The sequence below is a fragment of the Nitrospira sp. MA-1 genome (genome assembly GCA_032139905.1).
GTDB lineage: Bacteria > Nitrospirota > Nitrospiria > Nitrospirales > UBA8639 > Nitrospira_E.
Window position 1 is genome coordinate 197,040 of the sequence record JAQJDB010000005.1, and the last position, 16,247, is coordinate 213,286.

The following is a 16,247-nucleotide window of genomic DNA, read 5'->3' on the forward strand; positions in this document are numbered from 1 at the left end:
CGCCTTACGTTATCAGCAACGTCATGCCCCCCAAGAGCACGGTGGGAATCAAGAGGACGACCCATGCCCGCATCGGGGTGGCTGTCGCAAACGCGCAGAGAATGGCTCCCGTATAGATCAGGAAGGACATCATGCTGGCAGTCAGCACAGCTTCGGATTTGGCCAAAGGCAGGACAATGGAAAGCCAGGCCGTGCAGGCATACGCCAGCGCATATCCGCCAAACACTGCAGCGGCAACCCGGGAAGACGTTGTGATCCAGGTGTTAGATGATTTCGTTCGACGAGCTTTGGAAATCAAAGATATGGCCTTTTGGGCTCCTGACGTGAAAGCCAAATGGAAAAACACCTACGAATAGGAGGACGAACGAATATGTCAAAACCTTACGCATTGCTAAGTTTTAATACGTAGAATGCGCCAAGCTCATGCAAAGAACACCAAGCAAAGCAAGCTTAGGGGACGCCAGGAGCAGTCTTTTATGAGGTCGGAGATGCCACCTTTCATAGAAGTCCTTTCAATTTCCAATCTCTTATCTGTCTCCAGACAGTTTGGTATCGATGACTTCGATCATCCCGGTCTGTTTCCGAGGACTTTACCGGCTCCTTCGCATTAAGCCATCCTGAAATACTTCTTGTGATTCACACAGCCACATATTTTTTTTAGGACTCGAAATGTAAACAGGCTCTTCGGTCCATCTTGCTGACGGATTGCTAAATTCCCATTGCAATTTGTAATGCAGCTGCCTCAGTGATCCCTTCATCTTTGAAAGGGCCAAAAACCGCTATCGTCCTTTTCGAAGAAGTATCGGGAAAATGATAGACGGCACCGACACTGCCTGAACCGGCAGCGGAATGCCCGATTGCCCGTGTAGATTGTGCCATACCTTCCCTCCCTATCTGACCAATCATGAATCCAAGACCATAGCCTGTCGTTTTCCATGGGCGCCCCGGGATTTCACCTCCGACCGGATAACATTGAAGCATCTCGTTGAGTGAGTGGGTCCGAAGTAATTTTCCATTCAATAATCCATATAAGCCAAGTGCGGCTTCGGCAACAGAACCCATAATTAAACCATGGTACACCCATCCGGGATGGTAACCATGGTCTGTCTTAAAGGTCGAAAGTTCCATGTCCTCACGGGTTTCAACGACTCGTGCAGAGCCTAAGTTTAGAGGACCAAAAACCAACCGATGGAGACATCGGGAAAGTGGTTCGCCGGTAATCCTTTCCATGAGCCGGCAAACATAGAAGTACCCAATATTCGAGTACATAAATCTTTGACCGGGATTGAAACGAAGGTTCTCCACATTCATGCGCGCTAGCAGCTCCTCGGTGGTCAATGGTTCTTCTCCCCTGGAGACAGCCTCATGGTAAGCCCTGAGGCCTCCATAATTTGCGATACCGGCTCGATGTTGTAACAGTTGCCGAAGTGTATAGGGTTTTCCCTCCAGCGAGTTGTCTAATTTGACGTGGCCTTGCTCAACAAGGCGAAGGGCACAGGCAGCTATTAAAGTTTTTGTAAAGCTCCACCATGGAACGAGGTCCTGCGATGACTCTTTCGAAAGTACACCTTGATCGTTAACCGATGCCATGAGCATATTTTTTAGATCGGTTTGCAATGTGAACCCTCAATTGATGGGATTTGTGTCAACATGGAATAATTTCAGGCCTTTCCCTGCCAGATAGCAAGTTTTATACGGGTGACGTTTTGATTGCTTGAATTTTTTTCTTCGCTAAACGTTCACTATCTTGAACGTAATGCCACACGACTTCATGCCTGAAGCAATATGGAGGAAAGCCGTCCTCTGTATCTGGGATGTTCAGGGGATGGGTGCAACAATTGGCGAAGGGGGGGCGATTGTGACCTGCATGCCTTCTATCGGAACGTCTATACCGGACACGACGACCTGGTCCCCGGCCTGCAACCCTCCGCGGACGACAAGACGATCGGTTTCAGATTTCAATACATCCAACGGTTGAAGCTTGAGCCGGTTAGTGTCATCCACGATCAGGACTTGCTCCGTCCTGGTGTTGAGAACGGCGGGTGGTAGGACAAAGACCTGGTGATATTCCCGGCCTTCGATCTCCGCCTGTAGGAATGTTCCCGGTAATAACGGTCGCCGATGGTGTTGATCGGACTTCGGTTCCGAGACGCGTGCGACAAGGGAAAGCTGCCCGGAGCTTGGTTCTAATGCGCCTTCGGTTCGGATGATGTATCCAACCCAACGACCCATGATTCCGCCGATGGTGGTGTGCAGGGTTACGGAAGGTGCCGTATGGGTTGATCCGTTCTTTTCCGAAATCCATGGGATGTCTATAAATGCTAATTGTTCCATGGATACGGGGAGACGCACTTCCAGGCTGTCAGTGGCATAAAGGCGGGCGACTTTTTCTCCTGGAACGATGTATTGGCCCATGTCTACATGCTTAGCCCGAATTCGTCCATCGAACGGTGCGCGTAGCACGCAGCGGATCTGCTGAAGTTTGGCCTTTGCCCCATCCGCTTTGGCTGCAGCCACTTTTGCACGTATTTCCCGTAGTTGTGGTGTGCGCAACGCCAACGCGGTTGCTTCACCCTTACCAAGCACCTGCCATTCTTTGAGTGCTTGTTCGACTTGCGCCTCCTCCTGGGCCAAAAGCCGTTGGGCTTCCGCGAGTCGGCTTTGGGCTTCAATCCGCGCGAATTGATAATCCCGGGGATCCACCGCCACGAGGACGTCTCCACGATAAAAAGATCCGCCGGCGGCGAAGGCGGGATGGACGTGAATCACCTTGCCAGCGACCTCTGTGACCAGATCAATCTCTGTGCGTGGCATCGCCACTCCTTGCGAGGTCACGGTCACACGCACGCTTTGAGGTTGGACCTCAATGACCTCAACACGTGGCGGCTCCGGCTGGAGACTTTCCGCCTCCGGCTGTGAGCGATTGGTCAGGAGGAGGAAAGCAGTGAGTAATCCCATCGATAGCACGCCGATGGGCAGCAGTATTCGCGTCATATGGCGCCTCCAAGTGCCAGATATATATCAATGCGGTTGTTCAGCAGGCGCCGTTTGACGGTCAAATGAGCACTTTGAGCCATTAAGGTTCCCCGGAAGCTGTCGAGTAACGTGAGAATGGTCGTAAATCCATGACGGTAGGCATAGACCGCCATCTGTTGATTGGCTTGGGCATGCTTCACCGCCTCTGACAAAGCTTGTTCCTGTGCCGATAATTGTTCTTCGGCTGCCAGTGCCTGTTCTACTTCACGGAATGCCTCCAGAGCGGTTTGTTGAAAATTCTCCATGGCTTCGGTGACGGCCGCGCGGTTACGTGCGATCTCACCGTAGAGTTGGTCTCCGGCAAAGATGGGTTGGAGCAAGCCGGCTCCGACATTCCATGCAAGGGACCCGGGCTGCGTCAGTTCTTTCAGTGAATTACTCCTGGTGCCGCCGGTCCCCGTTAAGGTGATGCGCGGCAATAGCGCGAGGTTGGCGCTGATGAACCGCTGGTCTTCTGCACGCAGGCGTTCCATGGCTGCGGCAATGTCGGGTCGGCGACTGAGCAATTCAGACGGAACCCCCGCTGTAAGCGTTGAAGGTAATGCCGGTAATGGCAACTGGGCATTCAATTCGCCGGCGGGATAACGACCAAGCAACACTTCCAACCTGCGGGCGGTCAGCTGGACCTGGTTCTGTGTGTCGGCCAGTTGAGCCTCAGCGTTGGCGAGGTCTGTCAGCGCCAACCCCAGATCCAATCCTGGTGTGAGCCCGCGGGTAAACCGCCCTCGGACCAGCTCCACAAGCATACGTCGATCGGCGACTGATTGTGAGGCGACCTTTTCCTGAAGGCCTGCTTCCAGCAATTCAAACCAGGATTGTGCTGTTCGTGCCGCGAGCGATAATGCGGCTCCCTGCAAGTCCGTTCCCACGGCCATGGCGTCCAATGCAGCCGCCTCCTGCGAGGCACGAATTCGTCCCCAAATATCCAGTTCCCAGGAAAGGTTAAAGACTACTTCCAGGAAACTGTAATTCTCGTTGGCGACATCGCTATCGAATGTCCCGAAACGGCCGTGGCGAAAGTCCGGGGAAAAATTGACCTGAGGAAGACGGGGAGCGCCAGCGATTCGCACATTGGCTCGTGCAATCTCTACCCGAGCCGCTGCGGCCTTGAGGTCATGATTAAATTCCAACGCCTCGCGGACCATAGCCGTCAGTATCGGGAGGTGAAACGTGTCCACCCAACTATCCGTGACACGTTCGACGGTTCTGTCCGTAATCTTGGACCATTGCTCGGGTACCTGGCTCATGATGACTTCGCCATCCCGTTCCGGGGTGGATAGACATCCCGACAGAAGGATGAGACAGACTCCGACCGTCATGATGAGAGGTTTGCCTGTTTCAGACATGAGGCTAAATCGGCGAATCAATGTCCTTGGCCATCTTATGGGCTATAGACCTCACAAGAGCGTGGAATGCGTTGTTGTGGGGATCCGAATCAGAATTTGTAAACGCATACTTCGGGAAAACTGACGGCATTCTGTTCACCATTGTGAGCTATGAGCCGGGTGCATCGTTCACGTTCGATCCGTTGGGTCTTTTTAGCTAATGGCCAGCAAGAATGACCACATGGGATTTCGACGCCTTCCTCTGTGTCTTCCTACCTAGGAGACGTTTGAGTGGGCCCAATCCCCCACGAGATGGCATCGTTTGCGCAAATTCAAGAATATTCGGGTGTCCCACCATGACGTGACAGGGTGGTAGGGTGGGTTCGGGAGTGGGAATGCTCCAAAATCAGAGTCGTGGCCGGAATGAGCAATAACGTGGCGACCAACCCTCCAAAAAGTCCTGCGGCTAATGCGACGGCCATCGGAACAAGGAACTGAGCTTGAGCACTCGTCTCAAACAACATGGGCACGAGGCCTACCAAGGTCGTCAGAAACGTGAGCACAATCGGGCGAAAGCGAACTTCGCAGGCCTGGCGAATAAGACTTTGCTGATTAAGGGTGGTCTCTTCCCGCTTGCGTCGTTGTATGTAATTGAGCAAGACCAAACTATCATTGATGACTACTCCACTGGCGCCAATCATTCCTACTAACGATTCCATGGAAAGGGGAAATCCCAGGACGAGGTGAGCGAGCACACCCCCTACCCAGGCCATGGGAATGGCAAGAAGAATGAGCAGAGGGTAGCGATACGAACGAAATGCGACGGCTAAGAGGGCATAGATGATTCCTACCGCAAATAGAGCATTGCGTCCGAGTGTTTCGAAGGCTGCGATCTGTTCTTGTCGGGTATGTCCGACAGTGATACTCAATCCCGGAAAACGCTGCCTGAGGTTTTCGAAAAACCCTGTTTGCATCGTCGAATAGATGGCATTGGCATCGGCAAGGTCCGGATTGAGCCGAGCTCTGACCCAGACCAACTGTTGTCGATCCTCTCGTGTAATGCTTTCCGCTTGAGGAAGCCAATGCCATGTCGCCAGGACTTCCAGGGGGGCCTGGTCACCCGTGGGCAACAGGATCGGTAACTGCCGAAAATCATCGAATTCACGTCGTTCATTCAGGGGCAAACGTACCACGACTTTGACTTGTTCACGTTGACGCTGGAACCGTTGCACCTCCTCCCCCAGATAGGCCTGACGCACTTGCGTGGCCACGTCCTCAAGACGCAGCCCGAGTCGCTCGGCCTCCGGTCGGAGTTGCAGGCTCAGCTGTGGTTTACCCTTGATTTGTGAATGCGTTACATCAAACACCCCAGGAAGGCTGGAAAGGTGTTCGGTGAGTGTGCCCAGCGCAGCAGTCATGGTTTCGGAGTCGGTCGCGCGGACTGCCCATTCCAGGTCGTAATAATTGTCTCCCTGTCTGTACAGAAAGTCGAGTTTGGCCTTGCCGATATCGCCAATATGGGTTCGCCACTCCCGCGCGATGGTTTCGACTGAAAATCGCTGTCGAGCGTCTGGAGCCAACTCGACCCAGAATCCAGACCAATTGTCAAAGATCATGCTCTCAATCCCGGAGACGGGGCTGGCCTCTTCAGGTGGTTGGCGGGTTTCAAGGGAATAGCGTAATTGCTTGTAGGCATCTTCAATCTGAGCTGACAATTTCTGTACGGTCGCAAATGGCGCATCAGGAGGGACGCTGAGATAGAGGGTAATCGTATCTTTCGGCACATCGGCTTGGATGGTAAGACGGACATGGCCTCCTGAAACCAGAGCGGCGGTAATCATGATTGCTGAAGCGCAGAACGCCATAATCAAATAAGGTTGGCGACATGACCGATCCAACAACGGCAAATAGGCACGATGGATGAAAGCCTCCAGCCCGCGAGTCACTCGTTGCCGAAGGGTGGCCATCCATCGGGTTGATACGGGAACGGGTGTGGTCAGATGAGCAGGCAGAATGCACAGGGCCTCGACAAGAGAAAATCCTAATGCCAACACCATGACCATGCAAATAGGGCCTAACAACGCTTCAGCCCATCCAGAAAGGAACAGACCTGGGAGGAAGGCGATCCCCGTCGTCACCACGGCCAGGGTGACCGGTCCGGCCACTTCCCTGACCCCGTCAATGGTCGCGGAACGCATGATTTTTTTCATACGTCTTGAGGATTCGGTTCCGGTGAGTTGCTGTGTCGCGGCATTCTGATGCCGGTTGATGCTCTCACTCACAATGATGGTATCGTCCACCAAAATACCCAATGCGAGCACGAATCCGAATAGGCTGAGCATGTTGAGGGAAACGCCCAGCACCCACATGCCTGCTAACGCTCCCAGCAACGCCGTGGCCAGCCCAGCGGCCACCCAAATCGCGAGATGTCGATTCAGGAAAAGGGTCAAGAGGAGGAAGATGAGGATAAAACCGAGAATCCCGTTTTCCAGCAACGTCCTGACTCGTTCGTCGAACGCTTGAGAATCGTCGTACCAGTAAATGAGCTTCAGGCCTTCCGGGAGCCGTGGGGCCATCTCTGCCACATAGGCTTTAACGCGTCGAGCGACCGCGACTTCGTCCTGCTTCGCATAGATAGCCCAACCCTGCGAGGGAAAACCGTTGTGGTGCCATGAAAAGTTTTGCTCAGCCAATCCGTCCCGGATGGTGGCGATATCCTGAAGGTGAACCATGTTGCCATTTGAGCTGGGGAGCAGAACTCGACTACCAAATGTGGCCTCATCGATGGCTTGGCCCTGGGTTTGCAATATGACATCGCCGGCTTGGGACTTGAGAAGGCCTCCTGGAAGATTGAGGGAGCTTTGCCGCACGGCATCGGCAATCTCGCTGAGCGTCAATTTGGATCGACGGAGCTGTTCCGAAGGAATTTCGATGGCTAACTCGTAAGGAATGTATCCGTAATTTTCAGCTTCCTCCACTCCTGGAATACGTGAGAGCGCCGCCTTGATTTCCTCTCCGAGACGGACTAACGAAATCATATCGGTTTGGCCGTAGAGAGCCACCCAGATCACTCCGTCGTCATCGTCAGCACGCCCTTCTTTCACCTCAATGCGATCCATCCCATTCGGGAGGTGTGGAATATTCCTGATCCGGGTCTGGATGGCTCCAATGAGGGTTTGGAGGTCCCGGTTTTCAGCGGCTTGTACGCGAATCGCACAGACGGCTTCCTTTCGGTCAGTTTGCCCGGCTGTGGTTTTCAGGCGGGTGATCCCCGGTAAATTATGGATGGCCTCCTCTATAGGGATGCAAATCCGTTGTTCGATCTCTTCAGGACTGCCTCCCGGATAGAACGCGTGGATATCGATCGTCTGCTGACTGAAACGGGGAAACACTTCTTTCTCTACCGTGAAAAGGCCGACGAGCCCGGAAAGGACAATTAGCCCCATAAGAACGTTAGCTGCGACAGGGTTTTTAATGAACCAGGTTATGGCCTTCATGGTGTCGGTCGTTTTTTGTGATTTTATTGTTCCGTCATCTTGGCGGGTTCAAATCGATCAGATGGGAATTTTTAGGGCCACACAAACAGGAGTCTTGTCTATCAAATGGAGGGAAAACGCACAAGAGGGGAAAGGGCCTAGCCCTAAGGTTCACTCAAAAATCCGATGATCAAGTTAAACATGAGGAGGGTACTTGGAGGGAGAATCAAAGACCAAAAATTGAGGCTCCTCTCAAAATAGTACAAATTCCAACATTTTATTCCAGTCGGAGTGAAAAGGAGAGCGTCAGTGGTTCGTGGGAATATCCATGCTGGAATTAGGCGGCGGTGGAACTTCGTAGCGATACCCTTTTGATTGCATGCATCCACTCAGGTTGATGCCGCCCGCCAACGAACTTTTCCCATGCTCCTTTCCCGACAGCACTTCGGCCTTGCAAGTATCCCAATCTTCCTGGGTTTCTTCCACCGAGATCTTGGTCGGATGCACCCACCGGCCTTCGGCGCAGGCAGTGAGAGCAAGCACCACCATGAGGAATGCGATTTTCATATGTGACTCCTTCGTAATGGACTTTCTCTTGAGGAAAGCCGTGATCCGGTTGGCAACTTCTCCAACTGACTGGGTGTTTCCGTTCTCTCCTTGTCTGGCACTCCTAGAATCGTATTCCCAAGGTTCCCAGCACTGTAAGCGGCTCGCCGAAGAAGAAACTTGATGAACCGTTATATGACGTGGCGACGTATCGCTGATCGAGCAGGTTGCGGAAGTTAAGCGCTGCATTCACTCCCTTCGCTCCCAACCAGTTTCCCGGTGGCAGTTCACGATTGTAGTACAAGGCGGCGTCGGCCCTGACATAGCCGGGCATGGTGGGCATATTTTCAAAAATTGTGGCATTGCGATCGGTGTATGCGAAAATGCCGCCGCCAACTCCGAATCCTTTGAGGACCCCTTCCTGAAAATGGTACGTGGACCAAAGAGTAAATTTATTGTACGGCACATTGGCCAGACGCTTATGTTCTAATGTCGGATCGTTGTCTTTTGTCACCTCGGCATCGGTATAGGCATAGCCGGCGATCACGTTCCAGCCAGCCGTCAGTTGGGCAGTGACATCAAATTCAACTCCCTGACTGCGTTGCTCGCCCGTTTGTACCATGAACCCTTGGGCTGCCTGCGCAGGATTAGAATCAGGGGTCAGCAGATTTTTTCGAGTCAGGTGGAACCAGGCGAGCGTGGCGGAAATACGATTATCCAACAGGAAGGCTTTGATCCCCACTTCATATTGGGTGGACCGTTCCGGCTTGAAAGATTCACCATCAGGATTAACCGACGAGGCTGAGCTTGGCTGAAAACCTTTCGTCCAGGAGGTATAGAGGGACACTGGTTCGATCGGTTGATACACTAACCCTAACCGAGGACTCCAGGCATCGTTATCCAAGGAATCCTTTGTGGAGTCTCCCGCAAAGGTAAACTTTTGGTACTGGTCGACATAGTCGTATCGCACGCCACCCAGGAATTTTAAATTCGGGAGAATGGTCACCTGGTCTTGCATATAGACCCCGACGCTTTTTGTGTCACCCACATTGCTGATCCTGGGTCCGTCAAACGGGTTAGGGCGCAGGGAATAGTCGGGATTATAGAGATCCAACGGTGGCGCTTCCCCGAAGGCAAAGGTGAACTGATCGGTTTTTTCCTGCCTGAGTTCGACGCCGGTCAATAGGGTATGCTCCATATTCAGGAACTGCAGATGTCCCACCACATTCGTCACCATCGAGTGGGCATGCCGGCGGGCCACCACCGGCTGCAGCACCTGAAATCTTTGGATGGTTCGTTGGTCAGGGTCCAAAGAATCAAAACCGGCGTACAAGTTGTCTTTGTCATCTTCCACGATCGAATATCTGTACGCATTGCGAACGGACCATTTGTCATTGAACTGATGGGAGAGATCGTAACCAACCCGGTAGGAGCTACGGTTAAACGTGCTGAAGCTGCCGAGAGTCGTCGAGGTCTTTCGAGATATGGGGCCGTTAGGATTCGGGAGGTAGGTGCCCTGGGCCGGAAGTCCGTAGGGGTCGTTGGTCCAACGCCGCATGTAATCGAAATCGACCGTGAAGGAGGTCCGTGAACCTATAAGCCAGGTCAGGCTTGGAGCGACTGCCACAAGATCGCGATTGGCATAATCAATGAAGCTATTCGCCTTTTGGCCCGCCACATTCAGACGGTAGAGCAGCGTCTTATTCTTATTGAGCGGACCCGTGGCGTTGAGATCAGATCGATAAAAGTTATAATTCCCCAAGGTGGTGCTGGCGGAATACTCCGCATTCGGTAAAGCCTTGTTGGTGACGAGATTAATGATGCCGCCTGGATCTCCCTGTCCGTACAGCACCGATGCCGGCCCTTTCAGTACTTCGATTCGCCGGATATTATATGTGTCCGACGCCATAAACTGAGCGAAGGGGTCGAGCAAGCCATTGCGATAATAGGACCGGTCGGTGGCAGCGAATCCTCGAATGATGAGTGAATCGTAGAGGGAGGCTGTGGACTCCGTCGCATTGATGCCTGAGATATTTTCCAGCGTGTTTTGCAGGCGGTAGGTTCGCTGTTCTTCAATCACCTTCCTGGTGATGACCTGGATCGACTGCGGCACATCACGAATCGGCGTATCCGTTCGGGTGGCCGTATGGGACTCTTCGGCCACATAGGTTTTTGCGTCGTCCCGCTCTCGCACCTCTTTCACCACGATCTCAGGCACCTTCACCGTTTTGGGTGTCGCCTTACTGCTTGAAGGTGGGGATTCCCTCGAGACCACCGGACGTTGCGATGGGAGGGCTGAGGGGACAGCTCCCGTTGATGATTGCTGAACCAGGATGACAGCGTTGGTATCTGCAAGTTGATAGGTCAATCCTGTTCCTGAGAGCAACGTTTGCAACGCCACTTCCGGGGTGTAACTGCCAATGACTCCCGGCGACGTCAGCCCGGCGGCGAGTTCCGTCGGCAAACTAATCTGCCAACCGGTCGCATCGGCAAAGGCATTCAACGCCGACCCGACCGGTTGAGAGGGAATGTCGAAATTGACTATCTGCGTTGGCCCTGTCTCGGCGAGGACTGCTTGAACCAAGGCGGGTGACATATGCATGACTATGAGCAGGATCACGACAAGCACTCTCCCAAGCCTTGTCTTCGGATGTGACCGATTCGCGTGTTGTCGCAGATAAGGTTCAACTATCGATTGATTGTCTGATCGCATGCGGCGCCTCCTGGTTGTTCGTATGTCTGTTTAGACGGAAGCCCACAAAAATTTCCTCACTTCTTCTGCCAAAGATTGTGAGGAAAACGATTTTTTAAAAGAGGATGACGAACCGGTTGGCAAGATTGAACATGTGAGTTGGAAAGGTCTTGGCAAGGAGGGAGAGGCTCTTGGAGGGATCTTCCAGATTGTATGTACCTGTGACCTGCATGTCGCGGATGGGTTGATTCAAAAGCAGGATCGTGCCTGGATAATACCGGCGTACCTCGTCAATTACCTGTTCCAGCGGGACTCCATTGACGATGAGCCGTCCATTTAACCAGGCCGATACCGTCGCGAGATCGACGGAAAAAGGACGACCTAATCGACCGTGTTCAAATTGGACCCGGGATCCGGCGGATACGAGCGCGGGCAAATTTTGATCATGCAGACTACTGACTTCAACCGTCCCTTCAAGCACCGTCACCAGTTCCTGATCCTGCTGAGTTCGAACCATAAATTCCGTTCCCACTGCGCGGGTAGCGGTTTGTTGACTTTCGACGACGAACGGACGATGTGAATCAGGTTGGACGTTGAACGAGGCTTCACCTTTCAGCAAACGGATTCGTCGAGCGCTTTGATCAAATGAGGTGGCAATGGCTGTTTGTGTATTGAGTATGACTGTGGATCCGTCCGGTAACGCAATCGTTCGTTGTTCCCCGATGGCTGTCTGGTAGTCTGCCTGAAGCCACGTCAGTGGATCATAGTGGACGATCGCCATTGTGAATAGCATGGCACAGGCCGCAATCGCCCCCGCATGCTGCAGCCAACGGCGAGGAGTCGCGGATGGTTGAGGAAGGAAGGATGCTGGTTCCTGCGCGCGTTGAGTGGCGGCTGCGTGAAGATCCGGGTCCCCCCAGATGGCCGATACTTTCTGAAAAGCCTGTAAATGTATGGTGCTTTTGGCCTTCCAGGCTTCGAAAGCCTGTTGGTCTTCCGGGGAAACCCGACTGTTATGTAGTCGCACGACCCAGGCAATCGCTTCTTGTCTTAACGTGGTCTCGTCCTCATGGTAAGACGGGTTTTCGAACTGTTTGTCTGTTGGTGCCATAGACTGCCCTCGATCCTCGATATGCCCGGCGTTGAAAGAAAGGGCTAGTATATCTAGTGACGAATTTGTGGGCCAATCCCCTCACTCATCGGCATCAAGAGGATCAAACAGGGTACAGAACTGATCCAAGGCGCGCATGAGCAGCTTCTCCACCCCGCTATCCGAGATGCCCATGCGTGTGGCGATTTCACGGTAAGAATAGCCGTAGACACGATAGAGGAGAAACGCTTCCCGGGTTCGTGGAGGAAGTTTGTCGATTGCCCGAAGGGATAACTGAAACCGCTCCTTGCCGAGCAGGATGCGCTCCTGGCAGGGCGATCCGCAGGGCACCTCCATGGCGACATCCAGGGAATCGACTGCATGAAAGGGGCGTTTTTGTTTTCGGAGATAGTCGATTGCCAGATTAGTGGCAATTCTATGCAACAGGGCGCGGGGGTGCTCCACGGCTTGGGTGTTCACCAGACCCAAGAGTTTCGCATAGGTTTCTTGCATGAGATCCGCTGCGGTATCCCGAGAGTTGACCATGGTCACGAGACGACGGGTCAGTTCGTCCCGATATTGATGAAACAGATCTTCAATTTGTTCAGAGGTAAGAGTCATGATGCGGCCTAAAAAAAATCATGATACCAATTCTCATTTTCACTGACAACAATCTTTTTTCGGTTGTTCCTGCCCATACTTGGTGGGTTTACCTGAGTATTACTGTCTGCACACCCGAGGTGTACATGCATCCTGAGCATTTGTGGTGAGGGATCACTCGACTGATTCGTCTTAATGATCAAGGGAATTTCCTCAGGCCACTGTGTACTTTTTCAGGAGTGTTGATAATGGTGAATGCGAAAACTGCCCTTGATGCCTACCAGGTTGACTTCGAAGAATGTGTTTCTCTTCCCCCGATTCCCAAATGGCATGCTTGTCTAACACGGCACCGGTTGAAACCCAGCAAACAGCGGGATGTAATTCTTGCCGCATTTGCGAGGCAAAAACACGTCACGGCTCCAGCTTTATATGGGGTACTTTTCGAAGAAGGACACAGAATTTCCTTGGGGACTGTGTATCGGACCTTGAACCTATTGTGTAAATTGGGATTTGCCAAGACTCGACGCTTCTATTCCCAAACTCTCTATGAACATGTTTTGAATCAGACTCAGCAACAGAACAATCGAATCTCTTGCCGGCTGGTTTGACCGAGACCCGGATCACGGTTCTTGAAGTATCTGGTATTTTCCACGTGAATACCGGAGAAAAATATTGAGGTGATCTATGTTACTTGCCTGAAAGCAGACGGGTGAAATGGATTAGAAACCGTACGAAAATTCCGCTGGAAATTAATCGGTAGGTTGTACAAAAAGATCAGGCAAATTGTCAGGCTGAATGAAACCCATGACAAGGCATCCCGGTCACCATTACCCAACAAAAGCTCAATGGGGTTAGGACACGATAGCCGGAGAGCGATGTGCCAGATCACTTAGGTGTGAGGAAAGGTTTTAACCTATACCTTTCACTACTTGGTCTTTCCATCGGGTCAGCCTTTTTTGGCAAGGTGTTAAGAAAGGATTGATTGACCCGCACCCGTAGGCACGTGAATACGCGATTTCTATAACGCAACAACTGGTCCAATCAAAGGGACGATTCGGGTAGATGGGTGAAGCGGAGGAGGAGGTGTGTAGAATGGCATTTTCTTGATATACAAATCCCAGGGCTACCTTTATGACTCACAGTGAAAGAACCTCCACCATAACCGCATTTCCATTCTACGAAACCTTTCGAGATGGTCTATGTATGAAACCTAATCTGGGTTTCCCTTCAGGACTTTTGGTTAATTTTTTAATTATCCTGCTGGAATAGGTGCATGCCCTTCGCTTTCCTTGTGTGCCTTTTGGATTTGTACAGCCCGTTTCCGCCACCAGATAATCACTCCGGTTATGGAGAGGATTGCTGTCCCTAACCCCATGATTGATACCAGGATACGACCGGGCAGACCCAGGATGCGCCCGGAATGCAGAGGAAACTGGGCTTGCACGAAGATGTCCGCTGCGGTACCTTTCCACGGCTGCCGATCCCCCAGATACCGCCCGTCACCGGCATCGAAATAGAGCACGGGGGGGCCAACGCCCGCAGCCCCGTGATCGTCGCCAGGATGATAGAAACCGACTCCATAGACACCGAAATGTTCCGCATAGAACACCTCGCCGACCGGCTCAGGCCAGTTCCGTTTCGACGCAATCTCAACCGCATGTTCAATAATTGGGGCAAAGCCCATTTTGGGTGAAATAGGCTCGTGCAAGTCGGTTTCTGTTCGCAAGTCGAAGGGACTTGGGGTGACCTCAGTCATGACGGACATGACCGGATAGAAGACTTCACGATAGAGGTTGAGAGAGAACGCCGTGAACGCAAGCATAAACAGAAGACCCCATGCCCAGAGCCCAAAAGCACGGTGGATATCAAAATTGATGCGCTTGATCGTTCCCGAAGTCTTGATCTTCCATGCCGGCGCCCAGCGAGTTCGCCAGCTCTGTACCGTTGGTCGATCAGATACGGTTGAGGAACCTGAGGTCAATGCGCGCCGCGGCAGTGTCAGGTAGAAGCCGACAAAGCAGTCCGCCGTCCAGAGAATGGCGATCCCTCCCAATAGCCACTCCCCCCAATGGTCAATGCCCCACATCTCTGGTATGTGAAGCGAAAAGTGCAGCTTGTAGAGGAAGGAGACTAAGTTTTCCTGTGTCACAGGCCAGACCGCGCCCCATTCCCGACGGCCTAACTCATTTCCTGTTACGGGATCGATAAAAACTTGATTATAGCCGAGTTCATACAATCTATCCGTGGCAGGATTCACGCGAGGGCCGACACCGAAAGCAAGTGCCTCGCCCGCTTCTGGGGCAAGCGGCACAAAGGTCACTTTTGCCCGTGGGTCACGGGTTTCGATCGCTTGGGCCAGATCAAGTGAAGAGAGATATGTCCCGCGGCTGTCCACATGGGTCAGGTGGGGGTTTAGCAGGTCGTCAAGTTCGTGATCCCAAGAGATCACCGCCCCTGTCAATCCGGATATAATTAAAAATCCGGCGATTACCAGTCCCACCCATCGGTGAAGGAGAATAAAGAGGTAATGCATTATTTCCTTCCCAGTAAAAAATCAGACTTCCTGCACACCCCGATGAGCGGGGTCATAATAAATCGTTATAAAACAGTAAAAAAAGAGTGCTTCATAAAGAGTTAGACGAATGATATAAAAAAAACCTGACTTCCCACCTCAGCAGAAATATTCAATCCATCTTCAAACAGAATTCAGCTTTTTTAAATCGGGGAAGGACAGCCGGTGCAATCAGAAAATTAAACAATTCTATCCAAGGTCAAGGGAGAGGATGAATACCTCCACGGATGCCAAGGTTGGTCATTCGGATACATAAAATTGAAGAAACCCTACTCGAATTCTGGCAAATATAGGGCATAGATTTTTCGGTAGTCGATGGAGCGGATATATGATGGCTCGCTTGCCTGCCGGCAGTTGGGCGCCTCAACCGCGCGGTTCCGGTTTGGGAAATCGAGGGTGGAGCAGGATCCTATCACGTCACCCAGAGAAAGGCTTCACGCCGTGCCTTCCGATGTCAGCGTCTCATACGCAGAAGGCTCTTTGCATAATCGGGAATTTTCGATTCCAATAGACTGTGCAATCCGGAACCTTCCATTTCCGTTTTTCATAAAAATATTGCCGGTCGTGGCAGCAGAGAAATACCGTCCGAATTCCAAGCGCCTTAGCCCAACCGAGTAACCCCTAAGAGCGCCTTGTTTGGACTTGAGCTCAGGTCGAATCTCATGCCCATATCATTCAAGGCGAATTGCGCGATATCTACAACAGAGTTGCAACCAAAAGAGATGAATGCAATCGGAAGCCCTTGAGGGTCCCACAGAACTTTCAGAGTCTCTTCGGACCGCGTCCGAGAGCAATTGTGTTGGCTTCTGTCCCCACTCTTCCATCAGTTCTTAGGAACCAGAGGGAATGTGCGTCGACTATTCAATTAATGGAAATTTTCTCATCGTTGTCCTTTGGAAAAGCCAGAAGA

Annotated in this window: 11 protein-coding genes; 1 reads left to right on the top strand and 10 read right to left on the bottom strand. The window is 52.2% G+C overall.

The annotated features are described in order from the left end of the window. Positions 1 to 4 precede the first annotated feature (4 nt). The 9 genes from PJI16_05465 to PJI16_05505 form a co-directional block, all read right to left on the bottom strand. Positions 5 to 298: a DUF3649 domain-containing protein gene (locus PJI16_05465; protein ID MDT3777006.1), complete on the bottom strand. Its 294-nt coding sequence runs from the start codon at positions 296 to 298 to the stop codon at positions 5 to 7. A gap of 410 nt (positions 299 to 708) precedes the next feature. Beyond that, entirely contained in the window at positions 709 to 1,617 is a 909-nt protein-coding gene (locus PJI16_05470) for a serine hydrolase (GenBank protein MDT3777007.1), read from the bottom strand. A gap of 201 nt (positions 1,618 to 1,818) precedes the next feature. Continuing rightward, positions 1,819 to 2,994, bottom strand: a complete 1,176-nt coding sequence (locus PJI16_05475; protein MDT3777008.1) for an efflux RND transporter periplasmic adaptor subunit — start codon at positions 2,992 to 2,994, stop codon at positions 1,819 to 1,821. Next, positions 2,991 to 4,382 (bottom strand): TolC family protein, encoded by a 1,392-nt coding sequence (locus PJI16_05480; protein ID MDT3777009.1) that lies wholly within the window; start codon positions 4,380 to 4,382, stop codon positions 2,991 to 2,993. Before PJI16_05480 ends, PJI16_05475 begins: the two co-directional genes overlap by 4 nt. A gap of 311 nt (positions 4,383 to 4,693) precedes the next feature. Further along, positions 4,694 to 7,858 carry an efflux RND transporter permease subunit gene (locus tag PJI16_05485; protein MDT3777010.1) on the bottom strand — a complete coding sequence of 1,055 codons (3,165 nt, stop codon included), beginning with the start codon at positions 7,856 to 7,858 and terminating at the stop codon, positions 4,694 to 4,696. Positions 7,859 to 8,143: 285 nt separating this feature from the next. Further along, the gene (locus PJI16_05490; GenBank protein MDT3777011.1) at positions 8,144 to 8,404 is read right to left on the bottom strand and encodes a hypothetical protein; all 261 of its coding nucleotides are present in this window, start codon (positions 8,402 to 8,404) and stop codon (positions 8,144 to 8,146) included. A 103-nt stretch (positions 8,405 to 8,507) separates the two neighbouring features. After that, positions 8,508 to 11,096, bottom strand: a complete 2,589-nt coding sequence (locus PJI16_05495) for a TonB-dependent siderophore receptor (GenBank protein MDT3777012.1) — start codon at positions 11,094 to 11,096, stop codon at positions 8,508 to 8,510. Between the two features lie 94 nt (positions 11,097 to 11,190). Beyond that, positions 11,191 to 12,186 (bottom strand): FecR family protein, encoded by a 996-nt coding sequence (locus tag PJI16_05500; protein ID MDT3777013.1) that lies wholly within the window; start codon positions 12,184 to 12,186, stop codon positions 11,191 to 11,193. Between the two features lie 81 nt (positions 12,187 to 12,267). Next, positions 12,268 to 12,786, bottom strand: a complete 519-nt coding sequence (locus PJI16_05505) for an RNA polymerase sigma factor (protein MDT3777014.1) — start codon at positions 12,784 to 12,786, stop codon at positions 12,268 to 12,270. A gap of 227 nt (positions 12,787 to 13,013) precedes the next feature. Here PJI16_05505 and PJI16_05510 point away from each other — a divergent pair, with 227 nt between their 5' ends. Beyond that, positions 13,014 to 13,373 (top strand): transcriptional repressor, encoded by a 360-nt coding sequence (locus PJI16_05510; protein MDT3777015.1) that lies wholly within the window; start codon positions 13,014 to 13,016, stop codon positions 13,371 to 13,373. Between the two features lie 644 nt (positions 13,374 to 14,017). Here the strand turns inward: PJI16_05510 and PJI16_05515 are convergent. Next, positions 14,018 to 15,298, bottom strand: a complete 1,281-nt coding sequence (locus PJI16_05515; protein ID MDT3777016.1) for a PepSY-associated TM helix domain-containing protein — start codon at positions 15,296 to 15,298, stop codon at positions 14,018 to 14,020. Positions 15,299 to 16,247: the final 949 nt, after the last annotated feature.

Bases quoted from the DNA above. Each gene is read 5' to 3' on its own strand.
- PJI16_05475 (MDT3777008.1), bottom strand. From the start codon at position 2,994: ATGACGCGAATACTGCTGCCCATCGGCGTGCTATCGATGGGATTACTC.
- PJI16_05480 (MDT3777009.1), bottom strand. From the start codon at position 4,382: ATGTCTGAAACAGGCAAACCTCTCATCATGACGGTCGGAGTCTGTCTC.
- PJI16_05485 (MDT3777010.1), bottom strand. From the start codon at position 7,858: ATGAAGGCCATAACCTGGTTCATTAAAAACCCTGTCGCAGCTAACGTT.
- PJI16_05490 (MDT3777011.1), bottom strand. From the start codon at position 8,404: ATGAAAATCGCATTCCTCATGGTGGTGCTTGCTCTCACTGCCTGCGCC.
- PJI16_05495 (MDT3777012.1), bottom strand. From the start codon at position 11,096: ATGCGATCAGACAATCAATCGATAGTTGAACCTTATCTGCGACAACAC.
- PJI16_05500 (MDT3777013.1), bottom strand. From the start codon at position 12,186: ATGGCACCAACAGACAAACAGTTCGAAAACCCGTCTTACCATGAGGAC.
- PJI16_05505 (MDT3777014.1), bottom strand. From the start codon at position 12,786: ATGACTCTTACCTCTGAACAAATTGAAGATCTGTTTCATCAATATCGG.
- PJI16_05510 (MDT3777015.1), top strand. From the start codon at position 13,014: ATGGTGAATGCGAAAACTGCCCTTGATGCCTACCAGGTTGACTTCGAA.
- PJI16_05515 (MDT3777016.1), bottom strand. From the start codon at position 15,298: ATGCATTACCTCTTTATTCTCCTTCACCGATGGGTGGGACTGGTAATC.